Source organism: Actinomadura miaoliensis, from assembly GCF_039536785.1.
In the GTDB taxonomy this organism is placed as follows: domain Bacteria; phylum Actinomycetota; class Actinomycetes; order Streptosporangiales; family Streptosporangiaceae; genus Spirillospora; species Spirillospora miaoliensis.
Map to the genome: position 1 here is coordinate 41716 of NZ_BAAAZG010000087.1, position 20716 is coordinate 62431.

The window sequence follows — 20716 nt, forward strand, 5'->3', positions numbered from 1 at the left end:
GCCGTGAGACTGCCGAGCCGGGCCCGGGGCGCGCCGCCCCGGGCCCGGCTCACGTCTGGACGAGGGTGTACCCCTTCTCCCGCAGCCGGGTCAGCACCTCCTCGCAGTGGTCGGCGCCGCGCGTCTCCAGGTGCATGAGCACCTCGGCCTCCTCGACGTGCAGGCGGGCCGCGACCCGTTCGTGCATGACGTCCAGCACGTTGACGCCCAGCTCGGCCAGCTCGCCGAGCAGCGTGACCAGGGCGCCGGGACGGTCGTTGAGACGGCACCGCACGACCAGGTAGCGGCCCGCCCCGGCCAGGCCGTGCCGCAGCACCTTCGACAGCAGCAGCGGGTCGATGTTGCCGCCCGACAGCAGCACCGCCACCGGGGTCCGCACGGCGTAGGAGTGCTCCAGCAGCGCCGCCACGCCCGCCGCGCCCGCCGGTTCCACCACCTGCTTGGCGCGTTCGAGGCACAGCAGCAGCGCCTGGGAGATCGACTCCTCGGTGACGGTGACGACCGCGTCCAGCAGCTCGGTCACCAGGTCGTAGGTGAGGTCGCCGGGGCGGCCGACGGAGATGCCGTCGGCCATGGTGGGCTGCACCTCCACCCGGACGGGCCGTCCCGCCGCCAGCGACGCGGGGAACGCCGCCGCCCGCTTGGCCTGCGCGCCGACGACCTTGATGTCCGGGCCGCCGCTCTCCTCGACCGCGCCCTTGAGCGCCACGGCCACGCCCGACATCAGCCCGCCCCCGCCGACCGCGCCGACGACGGTGCGCACGTCCGGGAGCTGGTCGAGGATCTCCAGTCCGATCGTGCCCTGCCCGGCCACCACGTCCGGGTGGTCGAAGGGGTGGATGAGCACCGCGCCGTGCTCCTCGGCGTGGCGCTGCGCGGCGACCAGGCAGTCGTCCACGGTCGGTCCGGGGAACACCACGTCGGCGCCGTACCCGCGGGTCGCGGCGACCTTGGGCAGCGGCGCGCCCTCCGGCATGAACACCGTGGCCTTGGCGCCGAGCATGCTGGCCGCCAGCGCCACGCCCTGGGCGTGGTTGCCCGCGCTGGCCGCGACGACCCCGCGGGCCCGCTCGGCGTCGCTGAGCCGGGCGATCCGCACGTACGCGCCGCGGATCTTGAACGAGCCGGTGCGCTGCAGGTTCTCGCACTTGAGGTAGACCGGGCCGCCGATCAGCTCGGACAGCACCCGGGAGTGGACGAGCGGCGTCGGCGCGATCACCTCGCGCAGCAGCTCACGCGCCGCGCGGACGTCGTCGACGGAGACGAGGGCCATGTCCTTGATCCTCCCACGCGGACCGTGCCGCGCGCCGCCGCCGGCGGCCGCCGGTGGGGCCCGGCCCTGCGGAGGGTCAGCCAGCCGTCCAGTAGCGGTCGCCGGCGAGCACGAGGGCGGCGGCGCCGATCAGGCCGGAGGACTGGCCGAGTGCGGTCGGGACGACCCGCAGGCGCCGCGCGAAGTCCATGCGGGCGTGGACGTCCAGCGCCTCGCGCACCGCGTCGAACAGCGGCGCGCCGACCTGCGACACCCCGCCGCCGATCACCGCCGTGTCCAGGTCGCACAGGTGGGTGGCGGACGCCAGCGCGACACCCACCGCGCGGCCCGCGCGCCGCACGGCCTCCCGGGCGAGACGATGCCCGGCGAGGGCGTCGGCGGCCAGGTCGGCGCCGGTGGCGTCGGGGTCGTCCGGGCGCCAGCCCTCGCCCCGGGCCCAGCGGAGCAGGGACGGTCCGCTGGCCACGGCCTCCAGGCAGCCGCGTCCCCCGCACGGGCACGGCGGGCCGCCGGGCTCGACGACGATGTGCCCGACGTGCCCGGCGTTGCCGGACGCCCCGTCCGCCAGGCGGCCGCCGAGCACCAGCCCGCCGCCGACGCCGGTGGACACCACCATGCCCAGGACGTTGCCGTGGCCGCGTCCGGCGCCCCGCCAGTGCTCGCCGACGGCGACGCACACCGCGTCGTTGTGCACCCGCACCGGCAGGCCCGGGTAGCGCTCGCTGAGCCGCCGCCGCAGCGGAAACCCGCGCCAGGCCGGGATGTTCAGCGGCGACACCTCGGCGTCCGGCCAGGTCATCGGTCCGCTGCAGCCCACGCCGACCCCGGCCGGGGACGGGCGGCCCGCGTCGGCGTGCACCTCGTCCAGAAGGTCCGTCAGCGCCTTCCACAGCACCTCGGGGGTCTCCTGGGCGAGCGTGGGCGTCCTGCCCTCCGCGACGATCCGGCCGTCGCCGTCCACCACCGCCGCGGCGATCTTCGTGCCGCCGATGTCGACGGCCAGGACCACCGGCTCAGTCATCGGCCTCGGCCGGGCCGAAGGCCAGGATGGACGCGGTGAACCCGTGCACGTGGTTGCGCCCGGCGACGGGGCCGATCTCCCCGGCGGCGAAGAAACCGCCGACGCCCGCGGGCCCGAACGCGCGGGTCAGCATCTTGGCGTCGTGGTCGGAGTCGGGGAACATGGCCCGGCCGCGCCCGTTGCAGGAGAACAGCAGCGCCCCCTCCACCGGGGTCAGGTCAAAGCGCTCCAGCAGGTCGGCCAGGTCCTGGTCGGCGGCTCCGGCGTCGCGCACCTGGAACCGCACGGTGCGGCCGACCTCCACCACGTCGCCGATGGCGATGGCGCCGCTGTCGGTGTCGGCGCCCACCACCCCGCGCACCAGGAAGTCGCCGTACTCGTGCACGTCGGCGTACTCATCCATGGCCAGGCCGATCAGCAGGCCGCGCCCGGCCAGCTCCTGCTCCTCCTCGGGCAGGCCCAGCACGATCTGCTCCAGCTTGTCCAGCGCCGGGGTGCCCGCCAGCTCGTACACCAGGTTGTCGTCGGCCCGGGTGACCACCATGTCGGGGCCGATCGGCCGGGCGCCCTGGCTGACCACGGTGGCCGCGGCCACCGGCCCGCCGAGCACCAGCCCGACCGCGCCCGAGTCGTGCACCTCGCCGTTGAGGAACAGCCGGGTGGCGCCGCGTCCGCCGCCGTCGGCCATGCCGCCGACCAGCGGCAGGCCGGGCAGCGCCTCCGCCGAACGCTCCACGAAGGCGTCCACCGGGAAGGTGTACGGGTCGGTCAGCAGCATGCCCACCACGTCGTCGTCGCGGGTCTCGGGCATGCCGACCACGACGAGCCGGTCCTCGGCCTTGAGGGTCTCCAGCCGGAACGGCTCCAGCCGCGCCCCGGGCAGCTCGGCCGCCCACGCGCTGGCCGCCCTCTCGTCCTCCACCCCGCGGCCGCCGCCGATCACCCCGGAGGCGCTGCAGCCCACGACGACGCGGGCGCCCGCCCCGCGCATCGCCCGGCGCGCCGCCTCCTCCACCTCGCTCGGGTCCGGCCCGGACACGAACAGGCACAAAAGGTCCGGGCTGCCGTCCAGCGGCGCGATCGCCTGCTCGACCGCCGACTCGGCGGCGGCCGACAGGTCGGGGCCCAGGGCCAGTCCGTCACCGAATCGCGTCATCGGCGCCCCCTCCCTCGTCCGCGGCGTCCCGCGTTCCCATACCGTGGGGGTTCCCGCACCGTCGTGCGTTCACCATTTCCAGTCTCCCCCGTGCCCGCCCGCGGACCCAAACCCCGCCTCCGGGGGTGCGACCGCCCGCGTCCGCGACGTAGTGTCGATCGCGTGCGTCCATCCACACCTCCAGAGACCACGCGGGGCGGGCTGCGCGAGAGCGGCCATGTCCACCGGTCGGTGAAGGCCGAGATCCGTCACAACCTGCTCGCCCGCCTGAAAGCGGGCGAACCACGCTTCCCGGGCATCGTCGGGTTCGACGACACCGTGCTGCCGCATGTGGAGCGGGCCCTGCTCGCCGGGCACGACATGGTGCTGCTGGGCGAGCGCGGCCAGGGCAAGACGCGGCTGATCCGGACCATCGCGGGCCTGCTGGACGAGTGGACCCCGATCGTCGCCGGTTGTGAGATCAACGACCACCCGTACGCGCCGGTCTGCGTGCGCTGCCGCCGCCTGGCCGACGACCTGGGCGACGACCTGCCGGTCACCTGGAAGCACCGCGACGAGCGGTACGGTGAGAAGCTGGCCACCCCCGACACCGGCGTCGGCGACCTGATCGGCGACGTCGACCCGATCAAGGTGGCCGAGGGCCGCACGCTGGGCGACCCCGAGACCGTCCACTTCGGCCTGGTGCCGCGCACCAACCGGGGCGTCTTCTGCATCAACGAGCTGCCCGACCTGGCCGAGCGCATCCAGGTGTCGCTGCTGAACGTGCTGGAGGAGCGCGACGTGCAGGTCCGCGGCTACGCGCTGCGGCTGCCGCTGGACGTGCTGCTGGTGGCCAGCGCCAACCCCGAGGACTACACCAACCGCGGCCGCATCATCACGCCGCTGAAGGACCGGTTCGGCGCCGAGATCCGCACCCACTACCCGCTGGAGCTGGACGACGAGCTGGACCTCATCCGCCAGGAGGCCGAGTTCGACTTCTTCGCCGGCGACGGCTCCCCGCTGACCAAGGCGGCGGCCGACCTGCCCGCCGAGGTCCCGGCCCACCTGCTGGAGATCGTGGCCCGGTTCACCCGCCTGGTGCGCGAGTCGACCGCGGTGGACGCCCGTTCCGGGGTGTCGGCGCGGTTCGCGCTGGCGGGCGCGGAGACCGTGGCCGCCGGGGCGGTGCGCCGCGCCGCGCTGACCGGCGAGGAGCACGCCGTGGCCCGGGTCTGCGACCTGCCCGCCGTCGTCCCGTCGCTGATGGGCAAGGTGGAGTTCGAGGTCAGCGAGGAGGGCCGCGAGCAGGAGGTGCTGGAGCACCTGCTGCGCCGGGCGATCGCCGAGACCTACCGCCGCACCCTCGGCGGGGCCGACCTGTCCGGACTGCTGGACAAGTTCGACTCCGGCGAGAGCGTGGAGTCCGGCGAGCTGGTGCCCGCCACCGAGCTGCTGCGCCGCATCGGCCACGTCCCCGGCCTGGCCAAGATCATGGAACGGCTGGACATGACCGGGGAGTCGCCGGGGCAGGCCGCGGCGGCGCTGGAGTTCGCCCTGGAGGGGCTGTTCCTGACCCGCCGGCTCTCCAAGGACACCGCGGCCGGACGCGGCGACGGCACCGCCACGTACCGCACATGACCTTCCCGAGTCGCACATGACCGTCCCCAAGAGCCTGGGGGTTCGATGAGCCGTTACCGGTACGGGGCCTATGAGGGCGGGCCCGACCCGCTGGCCCCGCCGTACGACGTGCGGGCCGCGCTGGACGCGATGGGCGACTCGGTGCTGGAGGGGACCCGCCCCGAGGAGGCGCTGCGCGAGCTGCTGCGCCGGGGCCTGCCCGGCGCGCAGGGCCGCCGCGGGCTGGACGACCTGCTGCGCGAGGTGCGGCGCCGCCGCCGCGAGCTGCGCGACCGCGGCCGCCTGGACGGGACGCTGGAACAGGTGCGCTCACTGCTGGACACCGCGATCGGGCAGGAGCGGGCCGAGCTGTTCCCCGACCCGAGCGACGAGGCCCGGCTGCGCGAGGCCGAACTGGACGCGCTGCCGTCCGACGCGTCCCAGGCGGTGCGGCGCCTGGCCGACTACGACTGGCGGTCCGACGCGGCCCGCGCCACCTACGAGCAGATCAAGGACCTGCTGCGGCGCGAGGTGCTGGACGCCCGCTTCCAGGGCATGAAGCAGGCCCTCAGCAGCCAGGACCCCCAGGCGATGCGGCGCGTCAAGGACATGATGGCCGCGCTGAACGACATGCTCGACAAGGACGCCCGCGGCGAGCACACCCAGGCCGACTTCGACCGGTTCATGCAGGAGTACGGGGACTTCTTTCCCGAGAACCCGGAGAATCTGGAGGAACTGGTCGACTCCCTGGCCCGCCGCGCGGCCGCCATGGAGCGCCTGCTGGACTCGCTGACGCCCGAGCAGCGCGCCGAGCTGGCCGGGCTGATGGACCAGGTCATGCAGGACGCGGGCCTGGCCATGGAGATGACCCGGCTGACCGACGCGCTGCGCGCCCGCCGTCCCGACCTGGCCTGGGGCGGGCAGGAGCAGATGACCGGGCAGGACCCGCTCGGCATGGGCGACGCCACCACCGCGCTCGCCGAGCTGGCCGACCTGGCCGACCTGGAGGCCGCGCTCGCCCAGGACTACCCGGGCGCGCGCCTGGACGACATCGACGAGGAGGCGGTGCGCCGCGCGCTGGGCCGCCAGGCCGTCGACGACCTGGCGCAGCTGCGCCGCATCGAGGCCGAGCTGGAGCGCCAGGGCTACCTGCAGCGCCGCCGCGGCGGCCTGGAACTGACGCCCAAGGCCGTGCGGCGGCTCGGCGAGACGGCGCTGCGCCGGGTGTTCGCCCAGCTCACCTCCGGCCGGCAGGGCGACCACGACCAGCGCGACGCCGGGCAGGCCGGGGAGCTGACCGGCTCCAGCCGGGCCTGGCGGTTCGGCGACGAGCAGCCCCTCGACGTCGTCCGCACGGTGAGCAACGCGATCCGCCGCAACGCCATGGAGGGCCCCGGCGCGGGCGGCGGCGTGCGGCTGAACAGCGTCAAACTGGACGTCGACGACTTCGAGGTGCAGGAGACCGAACGCCGCACCGCCGCGGCCGTGTGCCTGCTGGTCGACCTGTCGTACTCGATGGTGCTGCGCGGCACCTGGGCGGCGGCCAAGCAGACCACCCTGGCCCTGCACACCCTGGTGACCAGCAAGTACCCGCAGGACGCCATCCAGATCATCGGGTTCTCCAACTACGCCCGGGTACTGCATCCCACCGAGATGGCCGGGCTGGACTGGGACATGGTGCAGGGCACCAACCTGCACCACGCGCTGATGATCGCGGGCCGGCACCTGGACCGGCACCCCGACTTCGAGCCGATCGTGCTGGTGGTCACCGACGGGGAGCCCACCGCCCACCTGCGCCCCGACGGCCGGTCCCTGTTCGACTACCCGCCGTCCCCCGAGACCCTCGTGCTGACGCTGGCCGAGGTCGACAAGATGACCCGGCGCGGCGCCTGCCTCAACGTGTTCATGCTGGCCGAGGACCGCCGCCTGGTGTCGTTCGTGGAGGAGGTGGCCCGGCGAAACGGCGGCCGGGTGTTCGCGCCCGACGCCGAACGGCTCGGCGAGTACGTCGTCAGCGACTACCTCCGGGTGCGCCGCGGCCGCCGCTGAAGGGCGTAATCGTTTGGGGGGCGACCCCCAAACCCCCGTCAAGCGATCGGGCAATCCTCGCTCCTCCGGCGCTCCGCCGCGGTCGCCGAGCGTTAGGGTCGGTTCTATGTCGACCACCGACCGGCTGCTGCTCTTCCTGCACATCGGGTTCGCGATCTTCACGCTGGGGCCGCTGACGGCCGCCACCATGGCCAGCCCGCGCTACATCCGCAAGGGCAACGTGGTGGTGCTGCGCTACCTCACCCGGGTCACGCGGATCTACGGGCTGGGCACCCTGGGGATCTTCCTCTTCGGGCTGTTCCTGGCCAAGGGCCGGTTCAACCAGATGTGGCTGTCGGCGTCCATGACCCTGTTCGTGGTGGCGCTGGCCCTGCTGGTGCTCGTCGAACGCGACCAGCGCAAGGCGGCGCACGCGCTGGAGCTCGCGGCGGCGGAGGCGGCGCGTCCCGTCGAGGCGGCGCAGCCGGGACCGGCGCCCGCCGGAAAGGAGCCCGCCGCGGCCGAGGGCGAGCAGGAACCCGCCCGGCCGGCGGCCGCCGCCGCGACGTTCGAGGACGTCGCGCAGGTGGAGCGCGGCCGCATCGCCGCGATCTCCGGCGTGGTGGCCGTGATCTGGCTGGTGATCCTCGTCCTGATGATCTGGTACTCCTAGCGCGTTGAGCCCCGCCGGGCTCGGCGGGGCTCAACGGCTACGGCCTCAGGTCAGCGGCTACTGCCTCGGGTCAGCGGCTACCGCCTCGGGTCAGCGGGTGCGGGCCTTGAGGAAGGACAGGATCCGGGGGTAGACGCTCGGGTTGTCCATCAGCGCGGGCCCGTGCATGCTGCCCGGCACCGTGGTGACCGTGGCGGGCACGCCGGCGCGGTTGAGCGCCCCGGCCAGGCCGGTGCTCTGCGTGCGCGGGACGAACTCGGTGGTGCCGTGCATGAGCAGCATCGGGGCGTCGCCCGCCGAGGCGTGGGTGGCCGAGCTGGCGTCGTCGACCTTCGTCCAGCAGGTGGCGTTCTCGGGGCCGGGACGGCAGCCCAGCAGCGTGACCACGGCACGGCGCAGCTTGCGCTGGCCGGGGGTGGCGGTCAGCTCGGCGCCGACCTGGTAGGCCAGGTACGGGGTGTTGACCGGCGACAGCGCGACCACCCCGCGGACGCGCTGGGCGCCCTGGCCGTAGGCGCCGAGCTGGGTGGCCAGCAGCCCGCCGGCCGACGAGCCGATCACCACGATCCGGTCCGGGTCGACGTTCCAGCGCTTGGCGTTGCGCTTGACGTAGTCGAGCGCGGCCTCGGCGTCGTCGCGCTGGGCGGGCCAGGCGGCGGTGCCCGCCAGCCGGTAGTTGGCGGCGAAGACCGCGAAGCCCTCGTTGGTGAGGCGGCGCGCGAAGTACTTCCAGCCGCTCTTGTCACCGCTGAGCCAGTAACCGCCGTGCAGCACCAGCACGCCCGGACGCGGCTTCTCGGCCTGCCGGGCGCCCTGCCCGCGCGCGGCCGATGACGAGGTCGGCGACGGACGCCAGTACGCGTCGAGGCGCTGGCGCGGCGCGGACCCGTAGGCGTAGGTGACCATGCGCGGCGGCCTGGGCGTCACCATCACCGCCCGGGCCGACGTCACCGAGTCGGTGTCGGTGTCCGGAGCGGACGCGCCCGGCGAACCGGGGGCCTGCGACGGCGTCGACGAGCCCGCCGGACCGGACGGCTCCGACGACGCGTCCGGCTCCGGCGCCGAGGGCGTCGACGACGGCGAGACGGTCGCCTCGGCCGTCGCCGAACCGCCGGGCGGCGGGGTCGGCGCGGTGGCCTGGGCGGCCCCGCCCGGCACGGCGACGGCCGCGATGCAGGTGGCGGCGAACGCCGCTCCGCTCACCAATACCTTGCGCACCCCGGACCCTTTCCTGAAGAGATCTTGGTGCGCACATCATATAGAGCGTCCCCGGTCCGCGCCGGGCCAACGCCGTCGCCGATGACTCCGCCGACGATGTCGCCGATGATCTCGCCGATGACGTCAGCCGAGCGCGCGGCGCAGGTCGGCCAGCAGGTCGCCGGCGTCCTCGATGCCGACCGACAGCCGCACCAGGTCGGCCGGGACCTCCAGCGGCGACCCGGCGACCGACGCGTGGGTCATCCGCGCCGGATGCTCGATCAGCGACTCCACCCCGCCCAGCGACTCGCCGAGGGTGAACAGCTTCGTCCGCTCGCACACCCGGACGGCGGCCTCCTCCGTCTCCATCCGGAAGGACACCATCCCGCCGAAGCCGCGCATCTGCTTGGCCGCGGTCTCGTGGCCCGGGTGGTCGGGCAGCCCCGGGTAGAGCACCTGCTTCACGGCCGGGTGCGCGGTGAGCATGTCGACCACAGCGGCGGCGTTGGCGCAGTGCCGGTCCATCCGCACCGCCAGCGTCTTGACGCCGCGCAGGGTCAGCCAGGCGTCGAACGGCCCGGCCACCGCGCCCATGGCGTTCTGGTGGAACGCCAGGCGCTCCCCCAGGTCGGCGTCGGCCGCCACCAGCGCGCCGCCGACCACGTCGGAGTGGCCGCCCAGGTACTTGGTGGTCGAGTGGACGACCACGTCGGCGCCCAGCGCCAGCGGCCGCTGCAGGTAGGGCGAGGCGAAGGTGTTGTCGACCACCAGCAGGGCGCCCGCCTCGTGCGCGACGGCGGCCAGCGCGGCGATGTCGGCCACGCCGAGCAGCGGGTTGGTCGGCGTCTCCACCCAGATGATCTTCGTTTCGGGACGGACGGCGGCGCGCACCGCGGCCACGTCGCCGAGCGGCACCGGATCGTACGCCAGCCCCCAGCGCTCGAACACCTTGGCGAACAGCCGGTACGTGCCGCCGTAGGCGTCACCGGGGATGACGACGTGGTCGCCCGGCGCGCACACCGTGCGCAGGAGGGCGTCCTCGGCGGCCAGCCCGGAGGCGAACGCCAGCCCCCGCGCTCCCCCCTCCAGTTCGGCCAGGCATACCTCCAGTGCGGTACGCGTCGGATTGGCCGAACGGGAGTACTCGTAGCCGCCGCGCAGCCCCCCGATGCCGTCCTGCTTGTACGTCGAGACCTGGTAGATCGGGGGCACGACCGCCCCCGTGGCCGGGTCGGGCTCCTGCCCGGCGTGGATGGCCAGCGTCTCGAACCCCTGGTGAACCTCGTCGTCCATGAGCACGAGGCTATCCGCCCCTCGCCACTCCTTCGGGAGGAGGTGGTCCCCCGTAGGTATCAGCCCCGATTTCGGCTCCCGGGTTGACCACTTTCGCCGGGCCGATCCCTACCGTTGAACCGTATCCAGAGATGACTGACTGATCCCGCTCCGGCGACCCCGCACGCCGGGCGGCCCCGAGTTCGCGAGCCCCGGGCTCGCGGCGTACCGCTCTCCCCCATTGAAGGAAACCGCATGTTCGCACGCCTGGCCCGCGTGGTGGTCAGACACCCCTGGCTGACGCTCCTGACATGGGCGGTGGCCTGGGTCGCCATCGTCTTCCTGTCACCCTCGCTGAAGACCGAGTCCGACCAGAGCGAGTTCCTGCCGTCCTCCTACGAGGCCGTGCAGGCCGCCGAACTGGCGCAGAAGTCCTTCCCGCAGCAGGCCGACGCCACCACGCTGATCGTGGTGAAGCGGTCCGACGGCGGGCAGCTCACCGCGGCCGACACCGCGAAGATCGGGCAGGCCGCGCAGGCGCTGACCGCCAAGAAGTACCCGACGGTGCAGGCGTTCGCGACCGGCCCGCAGACGGTGGCGCCCAACAAGAAGATCCAGCTCATCAGCGTCCCCATGAAGGGGACGACCCCGGACGAGGCGACCAAGCAGGGCGACGCGGTCAAGGACATCCGCAAGGACCTGCCGGGCGTGCTGGGGTCCGGGCTGACCGCCAACGTCGGCGGTGACGTCGCCACGTTCACCGACAACGAGGACTCCTTCAACACCTCGTTCATCCTGGTGACCGTCGGCACCTTCGTGCTGATCATCGGGCTGATCCTGGTGATCTTCCGGGCGCCCATCGCGGCGATCCTGCCGATCATCGTGATCATGCTGACCGAGGCCATGGCCGCCGGCCTGATCGGGACGGCGTCCAGGCTGCTGGACTTCACCGGCGACGACAGCCTGCAGATCATCATGACGATCGTGCTGTTCGGCATCGGCGCCGACTACTACCTGTTCGTACTGTTCCGCTACCGGGAGCGGCTGCGCGCCGGCGACGACAAGAAGACCGCGATGATCGTGGCGATGGAGCGGGTCGGCGAGGTCATCACCTCGGCCGCGGCCGCCATCGCGGTGACCTTCCTGGTGCTGATGCTGGCCTCGTTCGGCATCTTCTCCGCGTGGGGCCCGTCGCTGGCCATCGGCGTGCTGGTCATGGGCATCACGTCGCTGACGGTGTTCCCGGCGATCGTGTCGCTGCTGGGCCCGGCGGTCTTCTGGCCGTCCAAGTCGTGGAAGCAGCAGCCGAAGGCGCGGGTCTCCTCCGGTCTCGGCCGGATGGTCGGGCGGCGCCCGGCGCTGGTGGCGCTGGTCTCCGGCGCGCTGCTGGTCGTCCTGGCGGTCGGGGCGGTCGGTTTCAAGGCCGACTACGACTTCCAGTCCAGCTTCCCGGAGAACACCGAGTCCGCGGAGGCCATGAAGGACATGCAGAGCGCCTTCCCGGCCGGTCTGACCAAGCCCGTCCAGGTCTACCTGCAGTCCGAGAACGGGCAGCCGATCCCCAAGACCGCCATCGAGTCGTTCCGGCAGCAGGCCGGGTCGCTGCCGGGGGTGGGCGGCGTGCAGCCCGCCCAGCCCGCACCGGGCGGCCGGGTCGTCCAGGTGGACCTGCTGCTCAAGAAGAACCCCGTATCCAACGACTCGATCAACCTGGTCAAGGACGACCTGCGGCCCGCGGCCCACAAGATCACCCCGCCGGGCACGAAGATGCTCGTCGGCGGCGAGACCGCCATCTACGGCGACATCAACAAGGTCGTCAACCGCGACCTGTCGGTCATCCTGCCGGTGGCGGGGGTGCTGATCGCGCTGATCCTGCTGCTCCTGCTGCGCTCGGTGGTCGCCCCGCTGTACCTGGTGCCGGCGGTGCTGCTCGGCTTCGCCGCCACCATGGGCGCCGCGGTGTACGTCTTCCAGGGCCTGATGGGCGAGGCCGGCGAGGTCTTCCACCTGCCGATCATGCTGTACCTGTTCGTGCTGGCCATCGGGACGGACTACAACATCCTGATGACCGCGCGGCTGCGCGAGGAGGCCAAGGAGGGGCACGAGCCGCGGCGCGCCGCCGCCCTGGCGGTGGAGCACGGCGGCCCCACGGTCGCCGCGGCGGGCCTGATCCTGGCCGGCACCTTCTCGGTGATGCTGCTGGCCGAGGTCTCGATGCTGCAGCAGATGGGCTTCTCGATCGCCATCGGCATCGCCCTGTCGGCCTTCGTGATGTCGATCTTCCTGGTGCCGGGCGTCACCGCGCTGCTCGGCCACCGGGCCTGGTGGCCCGGGCACGGCGACCGGCCCGCCTCGTCCGGCAAGGCCGGCCCGCTGGAGGAGGAGTACGCCGGCACGGGGGCCCGCACCTAGCGGGTCCCGCCCCGGCGGCCCGCCCCTCGGCGGGCCGCCTCCGACCGGGGGCACCGCCCCCGTGACCGATAGAGACGTTGGGCCGCGGAACGCCGGCCGATCAAGCCGCCCACACCGCCGGCGGCCCGCGGCCCAACACCCGGGGAAGAAACCGAAGCGCCGGAGCCCCCTTTGCGCAGGGGCCCCGGCGCTTCGCCGCGTCCAAGGGCGGCTACTCGCCCCGGCCACGCAACCCGGCCGCGTGACCCGGCTGCGCGGGCCGGCGCTCGATCCCGGCTACCCGCCGGCGAGGAAGGCGAGCAGGTCCTGGCGGGTGAGCAGGCCCTTGGGCTTGCCGTCGACGAGCACGACCAGCGCGCCCGCCTTCTCCAAGACCTCCACGGCCTTGCTCACCGGCTCGCCGGAGCCGATCGTCGGCAGCGGCGCCGACATGTGCGTCCCGATGGTGTCGCCCAGCGAGCCGCGGTCGCGCACCAGCAGGTCCAGCAGGTCCCGCTCGGCGACCGAGCCGACCACCTCGGCCGCCATGACCGGCGGCTCCTCCTTCATCACCGGGAGCTGCGACACCTCGTACTCGCGCATGATCGCGATGGCGGTCTCCACGCTCTCGTGCGGGTGGACGTGCACGAACTCCGGCAGCTGCCCGCTCTTGCGGGTGAGCACCTCGCCGACCCGGGCCTCCTCGGTGGACGGGGTGAGGAAGCCGTAGTCGGCCATCCAGTCGTCGTTGAAGATCTTCGACAGGTAGCCGCGGCCGCCGTCCGGCAGCAGCACCACGATCACCGCGTCCTCGTCGGCGTCCGCGGCGACCCGCAGCGCGGCCGCCACCGCCATCCCGCAGGACCCGCCGACCAGCAGCGCCTCCTCGCGGGCCAGCCGCCGGGTCATGGTGAACGACTCCTTGTCGGAGATCGCGATGACCTGGTCGCAGATCGTCCGGTCGTAGGTCTCCGGCCAGATGTCCTCGCCGACGCCCTCCACCAGGTACGGACGGCCGCTGCCGCCCGAGTACACCGAGCCCTCGGGGTCGGCGCCGATCACCTTGACCCGTCCGCCGGACGCCTCCTTGAGGTAGCGTCCGACGCCGCTGATCGTGCCCCCGGTGCCGATGCCCGCCACGAAGTGGGTGATCCGCCCGTCGGTCTGCTTCCAGATCTCCGGGCCGGTGGTCTCGTAGTGCGAGCGCGGGTTGCCCGGGTTGACGTACTGGTTCGGCTTCCACGCCCCGGGGATCTCGGCGGCCAGCCGGTCGGACACCGAGTAGTACGACTCGGGGTGCTCGGGCGGCACCGCAGTCGGGCAGACCACGACCTCGGCGCCGTACGCGCGCAGCACGTCCAGCTTGTCCTTGGCGACCTTGTCCGGGCACACGAAGACGCAGCGGTAGCCGCGCTCCTGCGCGACGATGGCCAGCCCCACCCCGGTGTTGCCGGAGGTCGGCTCGACGATCGTGCCGCCCGGCCGCAGCAGGCCGGACTCCTCGGCGGCGTCGATCATGCGGACCGCGATGCGGTCCTTGACCGAGCCGCCGGGATTGAAGTACTCCACCTTGGCCAGCACCTGTGGGCGCAGCCCGGCGGTGACTTTGCGCAGCCGGACGAGCGGGGTGTCACCCATCAGCTCGACCAGCGAATCGTGTACCTGCACCGCGACATCCTTGTCGAATCAGTTTGTTACATCCCTGTTCAACCAGCGTGTGCCGCGCCGGGAAGGGATGTGGGTTCGGATAGATTCCAATTCCTGACGGTAGCCCAGTGAGACGGCGGCGGGCACGTTCCGGTGACGGTCCGCGCCCGCCGGTTACGGAGGGTCGACGGACGATGCTGAGAGCGTTGACGGCACGCCGCATCGCGACGGCCGCCGCCTACGGGGGCGGGGGCCTCACCGCCCTCGGGGGCCTGACCTTCGGACTCATCGTCGTCGAGGCCAAGCTCGCCCGCCGGATCATCCAGGCCACGCCGAACGGCGCCCCTCCGGTCGCCGACGGGCTGTACGGGGGCGGCGCCGGGGACGGCGAGGCGTCGGCCGCACCGCTCTCGTTCGTGATGCTGGGCGACTCCACCGCGGCCGGGCTGGGCGTGCACGAGCCCGACGAGACGCCCGCCGCGCTGCTGGCGGCGGGCCTGTCGTCGATCGCGGGACGTCCGGTGCGGCTGACCAACGTGGCGCTGTCCGGGGCCCGTTCCGAGGCGCTGCCCGACCAGGTGGACAAGGCCCTGGCCGCCCGTCCCGACGTCGCCGTCATCATGATCGGCGCCAACGACGTCACGGCCCGGGTGCCCGCCGCCGAGTCGGTGCGCCACCTGGCCGCGGCCGTGGAGCGGCTGCACGGCGCGGGCTGCCGGGTGGTCGTCGGCACCTGTCCCGACCTCGGCTCGGTGCAGCCGGTGATGCAGCCGCTGCGGTGGATCGCCCGCCGCGCCAGCCGCCAGCTCGCCGCCGCGCAGACCATCGCGGTCGTCGAACGCGGCGGGCGGACCGTGTCGCTGGGCGACCTGCTCGGCCGCGAGTTCGAGGCCGACCCGCACGAGATGTTCAGCGCGGACCGCTACCACCCGTCCGCCCGGGGCTACGCCGCGGCGGCCGCCGCCGTCCTGCCGTCGATGGCCGCGGCGCTCGGGCTGGAGCCCGAACCCGAGGAGCTGCCGGACGTGCGGCGCGGCGAGGGCGTCCTGCCCGTCTACCTGGCCGCCGCCGAGGCCGCCGAGGAGCCCGGCACCGAGGTCGCCGGCACCCGGGTCGCGGGCCGCGAGCGCGGCCCCCGGGGCCGCTGGGCCACCCTGCTGCGGCGCCGCGAGGTCGGCGAGACCGCCGAGGAACCCGACGATCCCGAGGCGGTCCGGCACGGAGCGGCCTAGCCCCCCGCGGTGTGAGCCGGGTCATGGGCGGCGGATCCCCGCCTGTTAGATTTCAAGTGACCAGCGGGTAACACCGGCATCGGCCGCTGACACGAGGAGATCCGCAATGCCCGAGGCAGTCATCGTCGCCACCGCGCGCTCCCCCATCGGACGCGCCTTCAAGGGTTCGCTGAAGGACCTGCGCCCCGACGACCTCACCGCCGAGATGATCAGGGCGGCCATGGCCAAGGTGCCGCAGCTGGACCCGGGCCAGGTCGACGACCTGCTGCTCGGCTGCGGCCTGCCCGGCGGCGAGCAGGGCTACAACATGGCCCGCGTCGTCGCGGTGCTGCTCGGCTGGGACCAGGTGCCCGGCGCCACCGTCACCCGCTACTGCTCCTCGTCCCTGCAGACCACCCGGATGGCCTTCCACGCGATCAAGGCGGGCGAGGCCGACGTGATCGTCTCGGCGGGCGTGGAGATGGTGTCCCGGTTCGCCAAGGGCAGCAGCGACGGCCTGCCCGACACCCAGAACCCGGTGTTCAACGACGCGGTGGCGCGCACCGCCAAGCGCTCGGAGGGCGAGGCCGACACCTGGCGCGACCCGCGCGAGGACGGCCGGCTCCCCGACATCTACATCGCCATGGGCCAGACCGCCGAGAACGTCGCCCAGCTGCGCGGCGTCTCCCGGCAGGCGCAGGACGAGTTCGGCGTCCGCTCCCAGAACCTCGCCGAGAAGGCCATCGCCAACGGCTTCTGGGCCGCCGACATCACCCCCGTCACCCTCCCCGACGGCACCGTCGTCGAGAAGGACGACGGCCCCCGCCCGGGCACCACCTACGAGAAGGTCGCGGCGCTGCAGCCGTCCTTCCGCCCCGACGGGACGGTCACCCCCGGCAACTGCTGCCCGCTCAACGACGGCGCCGCGGCCGTGGTCATCATGAGCGACACCAAGGCCGCCGAACTCGGCATCACCCCGCTGGCGCGGATCGTGTCCACCGGCGTGTCCGCGCTGTCCCCCGAGATCATGGGCCTCGGCCCGGTCGAGGCGTCCCGCCGGGCGCTGGCGCGGGCGGGCATGACCATCGACGACATCGACCTCGTCGAGATCAACGAGGCGTTCGCCGCCCAGGTGCTGCCGTCCGCCGAGGAGCTGGGCGTCGACCTGGACAAACTCAACGTCAACGGCGGCGCCATCGCGGTCGGCCACCCGTTCGGCATGACCGGCGCCCGCATCACCTCCACCCTGCTCAACAGCCTGCGCTTCCACGACAAGCAGTTCGGACTGGAGACCATGTGCGTCGGCGGCGGCCAGGGCATGGCGATGGTGGTCGAGCGGCTGTCCTGAGTCCGACCGGAGCCGGTCACGCACGATCTGCTGGTGCGCGACGCCCGTCCGGCAGCACAGCGGCGGGCGCCGCGCCCCGGCACGTTACAAATGATCTACGTTACGACAAAGATAGGTCCCCGTTAGGGGGTTGTCACTTCCGGCGTGGTGTTGCACAGTCCAAGGAAGAGCCCCGCCAACCTGGAGGTGCCAATTGTCCCTGAACCACTCGCCGGAGACGCACAGCAAGCTGATCGCCCGCATCCCCACGGTCACAGGACGTGACCTGCCCGAGTGGTTCACCGCCATCGAGAACGGCCCGTCGTTCCTGCGCTGCGAGGAACGCTGCAACTGGCTCGCCGAGGAGCACGGCATCTCGTACGGATACGCCGCCGCCCTCGTCCGCGAACACGAACGCACCCGCCGCGCCCGGCACTACTGATCGCGGGGGGAGCAGTGTGCTCGGTGAGCCCCGCTCACCTTCGCCACCGCCCCGTGTCACCCAGGGGGACGCCCCCTGGAACCCCGTCCGGGCCGAAGGTGCTCGACCGGAGCAGCACAGGGAGACACTCCCTGCCCCGTCCGGGCCGTAAGGACTCGACTGGCAGAGCCGACCGGACACCACAACCCTGCAATACCTCCCAGGGGAGAACCCTCTGGACCCGTTCGTCGTCGCGACGGACGAACACAACCTCATAGCACCCGGGCCGTTTCACGACGTTCGTTCGCCGGCGCTGTCGGCGTTGACGACCGGGTGTGACGGGACGGACCCGCCCAAGGAATGCCCCCGCACGCCGTGGCGCTGCGCGTTTCGGCCCGTGGCGCAGAGTCCGCCCCGTAACGGATCCGCCCCCGCACCGGCTCGACGCCGATGCGGGGGCGGATTCTCGTCTGGGACGTTTCTCGCGGTCAGTCGCGGCCGGAGAAGTAGGACAGGAACCTCAGCAGCTCCAGGTAGATCCACACGAGGCTGAGCACCAGCCCGAACGCGCAGTACCAGGCGAACTTCTCGGGCGCCCCGGCCCGCACGCCCTGCTCGATGGAGTCGAAGTCCAGGAGCAGGAACAGGCAGCCGAGCAGGATGGCGGCCACGCTGAACACGTAGGCCATCGGGTTGCCGGGGTCGCGGATGCCGATGCCGTCCTCGGCGCCGAACAGCTGGACGACCACGTTGACCAGCATCAGCCCGACCATCGCGAAGCCCGCCGCGAGGACGTACCTGGCGAACTTGGGGGTGACGCGGATGATGCGCAGCGAGTGGACGGCGAGCATCGCCCCGAACGCCAGCGCGGTGCCGACCACCGCCTGGAACACCACGCCGTGGTAGAGATCGTTGTAGGCGTGGCTGACGATCCCGACCGCGACGCCGTACACCGCGGCGAACGCCAGCACCAGCGGCGCGTTGGCCTTCTGCCCGAAGGTGATGAAGGCCCAGATCCCCACCTCGGCGATGACCGCCACGGCCAGCACCGGCATGGCCAGCTCGGCGGGCACCAGCGTCCACGCCAGCGCCGCGGCGACCACCAGCGTCAGCAGCGTGAGGAACCCGCGGACGACGACGTCGTCGATGGTCATCGGCCGGGTGGCCGGGGGCGCGGACGGCGCGTAGGAGGGCGCGTTGTACATCTCATGCAGTTGCTGAGGCGGCGGCGCGCCGTAGCCGCCCCCTCCCGCCTGCCGCCCGAAGGCATTGCCCCGGAAGGCCGGGTTCCTGCTCTCCATCAGTAGCCTCCACAGTGGCTGACCTCTTCGATCAGTCTAGACGTGGCAGGCATTCCCAATGTTCCCCAGAGATATGACGGCTTGGTATCGGTCCCGCATCACAGTGCCACCGCCGTCCCAAACACCACCCGCACCCAACCCAAAACCCACCCCACCCCTTCACGCCGCAACCCACATGGTCTTGCCGCCCCTCCACAAGGAACGAAAACCAGCGCGTGCGCGTGGTGAGCGGCCCCGTCAGGGGGCGCCCACCACGCGCGTGCGCGGCACGGCCCCGCGCAGCGGGGCCGTGCCGCGCCCCTGGCGGGGGTTCCAGGGGGTCGCCCCCCTGGGTAAACACTGCGGGCCATCGGCGAAGCCGAGCAAAGCTCGGCCAGCACAGTTCACCCGCCTCGGCGGGGGTTCCAGGGGGTCGCCCCCCTGGGTAAACACTGCGGGCCATCAGCGAAGCCGAGCAAAGCTCGACGAGCACACCTTCCCCGCCCCGGCGGGGGTTCCAGGGGGTCGCCCCCCTGGGTAAACACTGCGGGCCATCGGCGAAGCCGAGCAAAGCTCGACGAGCATACTTCGCCCGCCTCGTGCCCCCGGTCGGATTCGAACCGACACAAAAGCTCTTTTAGGGAGCCTGCCTCTGCCATTGGGCTACAGGGGCGGCGTAATCATACCCGGGTTCTTTGAACGCTCCGCTAGGGATATTCGAGGGGCGCGACATTTGGTATCAAGCGGGGGCGGAACGGGCGGAAACGGGTCGGGAGCCTCCGAGTGTCGGCGGGAACGGGCTGGTCAGCGGGGTGATCGTGGGGCTGAGTGTGGGGACGGTGGTTTTGCGGCCGGGGGCGGCGAAGCCGGGAAAAGGTACGGCTCAGCCGCTCATAACGGCTCGTCCCTCCACCAGGGTGGCGCCGGCGCGTCCGTCGCGGTCGCGGCGGATGGCGCATATTTCGTGGACGCCGACGCGGCCGCTCTCGCAGGCCAGCGCGGAGGCGGCGAGGTAGAGCAGCCACACCCGGGCGCGGCCGGGTCCGGCCAGTTCGGCGCACTCGTCCCAGCGGCGTTGCAGGTTCGCCGCCCAGGCCCGCAGCGTGCGGGCGTGGTGCTCGCGCAGCGCGCCGACGCCGCGCACCTCCAGGCCCGCCTCCTCCAGCGTGCCGACCAGCTCGGCGAGCGGCCGCAGTTCGCCGTCCTCGGGGAACATGTAGCTGGTGGTGAAGGTGCGGCGGATGCGGTGGCGGCCGGGGCGGCGCACCGCCTGCTGGAGCAGCAGGCGCCCGCCCGGGGCCAGCAGCTCGTACAACCGGGGGAAGGCGCGGTCGAGCGTCTCCAGGCCCGCCAGGCCGACGATGGCGTCGTACGGGCCGTCGCCCGCGCCGGTGAGATCGGCGTCGCGCAGGCCCACCTCGACACGGTCGGCGACGCCCGCCTCCTCGGCTCGTTCGCGGACGTGGTCGACCTGGGCGCGGGAGCGCGCCAGCGCCACCACGCGGGCGCCGTGGTCGCAGGCGGCGGGGACGGTCAGCGCGCCCCAGCCGCAGTTGAGGTCGAGCACGCGCGCGCCGGGGAACAGGCCGAGCCGCTCGGTGACCTGGCCGAGGGCGGCCCGCTGGGCCTCCTCGAGGTCGACGGCCTCGTCCCACAGGCCGGTGCCGTGCGCCATGCTCGGGCCGAGCAGGCGGGCGAAGAACGCCGCGGACTCGCGCAGCGGTCCGTCCACGTCGCCGCGGCCGCCGGTGGGGAACTCCTCCGGCGGTGGCTTGGGCTCGGGGCCGACCGCGCCGAGGGTGACGGCGGTGCGCACGATCTCGCGCTTGTCGTCGCTGCTGAGCCGGATGGGCTCGTCGCCGCTGCGCATGACGCGCTGCACGGCGCCGAGCGCGGCGAAGACGTCGCCCTCGATGTCCAGTTCGCCGGCGACGTAGGCGCGTACCAGGCCCATCTCGCCGGGTTTCCACAGCAGGCGGCGCAGCGCCCGGCGGTGCCGGATGACGAAGGTGGGCGCTCCGGCCGGCCCGATGGCGCTGCCGTCCCACGCCCGGACCCGTATCGGCAGGTCGTCCGCGGCCTGCCCGTCCTCGTCCGCCCCCAGCATGATCCGGGCCAGCAGCGGTGCCAGCCTGGCGGCGACCCCGTCGTTCCTCACAATCCACCGCGCATGCCCGGCGCGCCTCCCCTCACGGTGCCGTCCGCGTCACCGAGTGTGCCCCC

Annotated in this window: 15 protein-coding genes and 1 tRNA gene; 7 read left to right on the top strand and 9 right to left on the bottom strand. The window is 73.0% G+C overall.

The genetic code is table 11. From position 1 onward, the window contains the following. Nucleotides 1-49: 49 nt before the first annotated feature. The 3 genes from ilvA to ABD811_RS43180 all read right to left on the bottom strand — a co-directional run bounded on the left by ilvA (nucleotide 50) and on the right by ABD811_RS43180 (nucleotide 3450). Entirely contained in the window at nucleotides 50-1273 is a 1224-nt protein-coding gene (gene ilvA / locus ABD811_RS43170) for a threonine ammonia-lyase (RefSeq protein ID WP_344959486.1), read from the bottom strand. Between the two features lie 76 nt (nucleotides 1274-1349). Next, nucleotides 1350-2294, bottom strand: coding sequence for an ROK family protein (locus ABD811_RS43175; RefSeq protein ID WP_344959488.1), 945 nt, complete (start codon nucleotides 2292-2294; stop codon nucleotides 1350-1352). Beyond that, on the bottom strand, nucleotides 2287-3450 hold the full coding sequence (locus tag ABD811_RS43180) for an FIST signal transduction protein (protein WP_344959490.1): 1164 nt from the start codon (nucleotides 3448-3450) through the stop codon (nucleotides 2287-2289). Before ABD811_RS43180 ends, ABD811_RS43175 begins: the two co-directional genes overlap by 8 nt. A 162-nt stretch (nucleotides 3451-3612) precedes the next feature. Here ABD811_RS43180 and ABD811_RS43185 point away from each other — a divergent pair, with 162 nt between their 5' ends. From ABD811_RS43185 to ABD811_RS43195, 3 genes are all read left to right on the top strand, one after another. Continuing rightward, the gene (locus tag ABD811_RS43185; protein WP_344959492.1) at nucleotides 3613-5067 is read left to right on the top strand and encodes a sigma 54-interacting transcriptional regulator; all 1455 of its coding nucleotides are present in this window, start codon (nucleotides 3613-3615) and stop codon (nucleotides 5065-5067) included. 45 nt (nucleotides 5068-5112) lie between these two features. Further along, complete coding sequence (locus ABD811_RS43190) at nucleotides 5113-7095, top strand: vWA domain-containing protein (protein ID WP_344959494.1); 1983 nt, start codon at nucleotides 5113-5115, stop codon at nucleotides 7093-7095. 106 nt (nucleotides 7096-7201) lie between these two features. Beyond that, the gene (locus ABD811_RS43195) at nucleotides 7202-7747 is read left to right on the top strand and encodes a hypothetical protein (RefSeq protein WP_344959496.1); all 546 of its coding nucleotides are present in this window, start codon (nucleotides 7202-7204) and stop codon (nucleotides 7745-7747) included. A 90-nt stretch (nucleotides 7748-7837) separates the two neighbouring features. Here ABD811_RS43195 and ABD811_RS43200 read toward each other — a convergent pair whose 3' ends face one another. Continuing rightward, entirely contained in the window at nucleotides 7838-8965 is a 1128-nt protein-coding gene (locus ABD811_RS43200; RefSeq protein WP_344959498.1) for an alpha/beta fold hydrolase, read from the bottom strand. A gap of 123 nt (nucleotides 8966-9088) precedes the next feature. Beyond that, nucleotides 9089-10237, bottom strand: a complete 1149-nt coding sequence (locus tag ABD811_RS43205) for a cystathionine gamma-synthase (protein WP_344959500.1) — start codon at nucleotides 10235-10237, stop codon at nucleotides 9089-9091. 234 nt (nucleotides 10238-10471) lie between these two features. On the opposite strand from ABD811_RS43205, the gene ABD811_RS43210 reads away from it, so the two are divergent. Beyond that, a complete protein-coding gene (locus ABD811_RS43210) occupies nucleotides 10472-12628 on the top strand; it encodes an MMPL family transporter (RefSeq protein ID WP_344959502.1) in 2157 nt (718 codons plus the stop codon). A 276-nt stretch (nucleotides 12629-12904) separates the two neighbouring features. On the opposite strand, the gene ABD811_RS43215 is transcribed toward ABD811_RS43210, so the two are convergent. Next, nucleotides 12905-14275, bottom strand: coding sequence for a cystathionine beta-synthase (locus ABD811_RS43215; protein WP_344959504.1), 1371 nt, complete (start codon nucleotides 14273-14275; stop codon nucleotides 12905-12907). A gap of 173 nt (nucleotides 14276-14448) precedes the next feature. Here ABD811_RS43215 and ABD811_RS43220 point away from each other — a divergent pair, with 173 nt between their 5' ends. The 3 genes from ABD811_RS43220 to ABD811_RS43230 all read left to right on the top strand — a co-directional run bounded on the left by ABD811_RS43220 (nucleotide 14449) and on the right by ABD811_RS43230 (nucleotide 17234). Beyond that, entirely contained in the window at nucleotides 14449-15486 is a 1038-nt protein-coding gene (locus ABD811_RS43220) for an SGNH/GDSL hydrolase family protein (RefSeq protein ID WP_344959506.1), read from the top strand. Between the two features lie 106 nt (nucleotides 15487-15592). Continuing rightward, nucleotides 15593-16813 (top strand): acetyl-CoA C-acetyltransferase, encoded by a 1221-nt coding sequence (locus tag ABD811_RS43225; protein ID WP_344959508.1) that lies wholly within the window; start codon nucleotides 15593-15595, stop codon nucleotides 16811-16813. Nucleotides 16814-17006: 193 nt separating this feature from the next. Next, entirely contained in the window at nucleotides 17007-17234 is a 228-nt protein-coding gene (locus ABD811_RS43230) for a DUF4287 domain-containing protein (RefSeq protein ID WP_344959510.1), read from the top strand. A gap of 467 nt (nucleotides 17235-17701) precedes the next feature. On the opposite strand, the gene ABD811_RS43235 is transcribed toward ABD811_RS43230, so the two are convergent. The 3 genes from ABD811_RS43235 to ABD811_RS43245 form a co-directional block, all read right to left on the bottom strand. Continuing rightward, on the bottom strand, nucleotides 17702-18514 hold the full coding sequence (locus tag ABD811_RS43235) for a Bax inhibitor-1/YccA family protein (protein ID WP_344959512.1): 813 nt from the start codon (nucleotides 18512-18514) through the stop codon (nucleotides 17702-17704). Nucleotides 18515-19093: 579 nt separating this feature from the next. Then, nucleotides 19094-19166: transfer RNA gene (locus ABD811_RS43240), tRNA-Leu, on the bottom strand. Nucleotides 19167-19376: 210 nt separating this feature from the next. Further along, on the bottom strand, nucleotides 19377-20651 hold the full coding sequence (locus ABD811_RS43245; protein WP_344959514.1) for a class I SAM-dependent methyltransferase: 1275 nt from the start codon (nucleotides 20649-20651) through the stop codon (nucleotides 19377-19379). Nucleotides 20652-20716 lie beyond the last annotated feature (65 nt).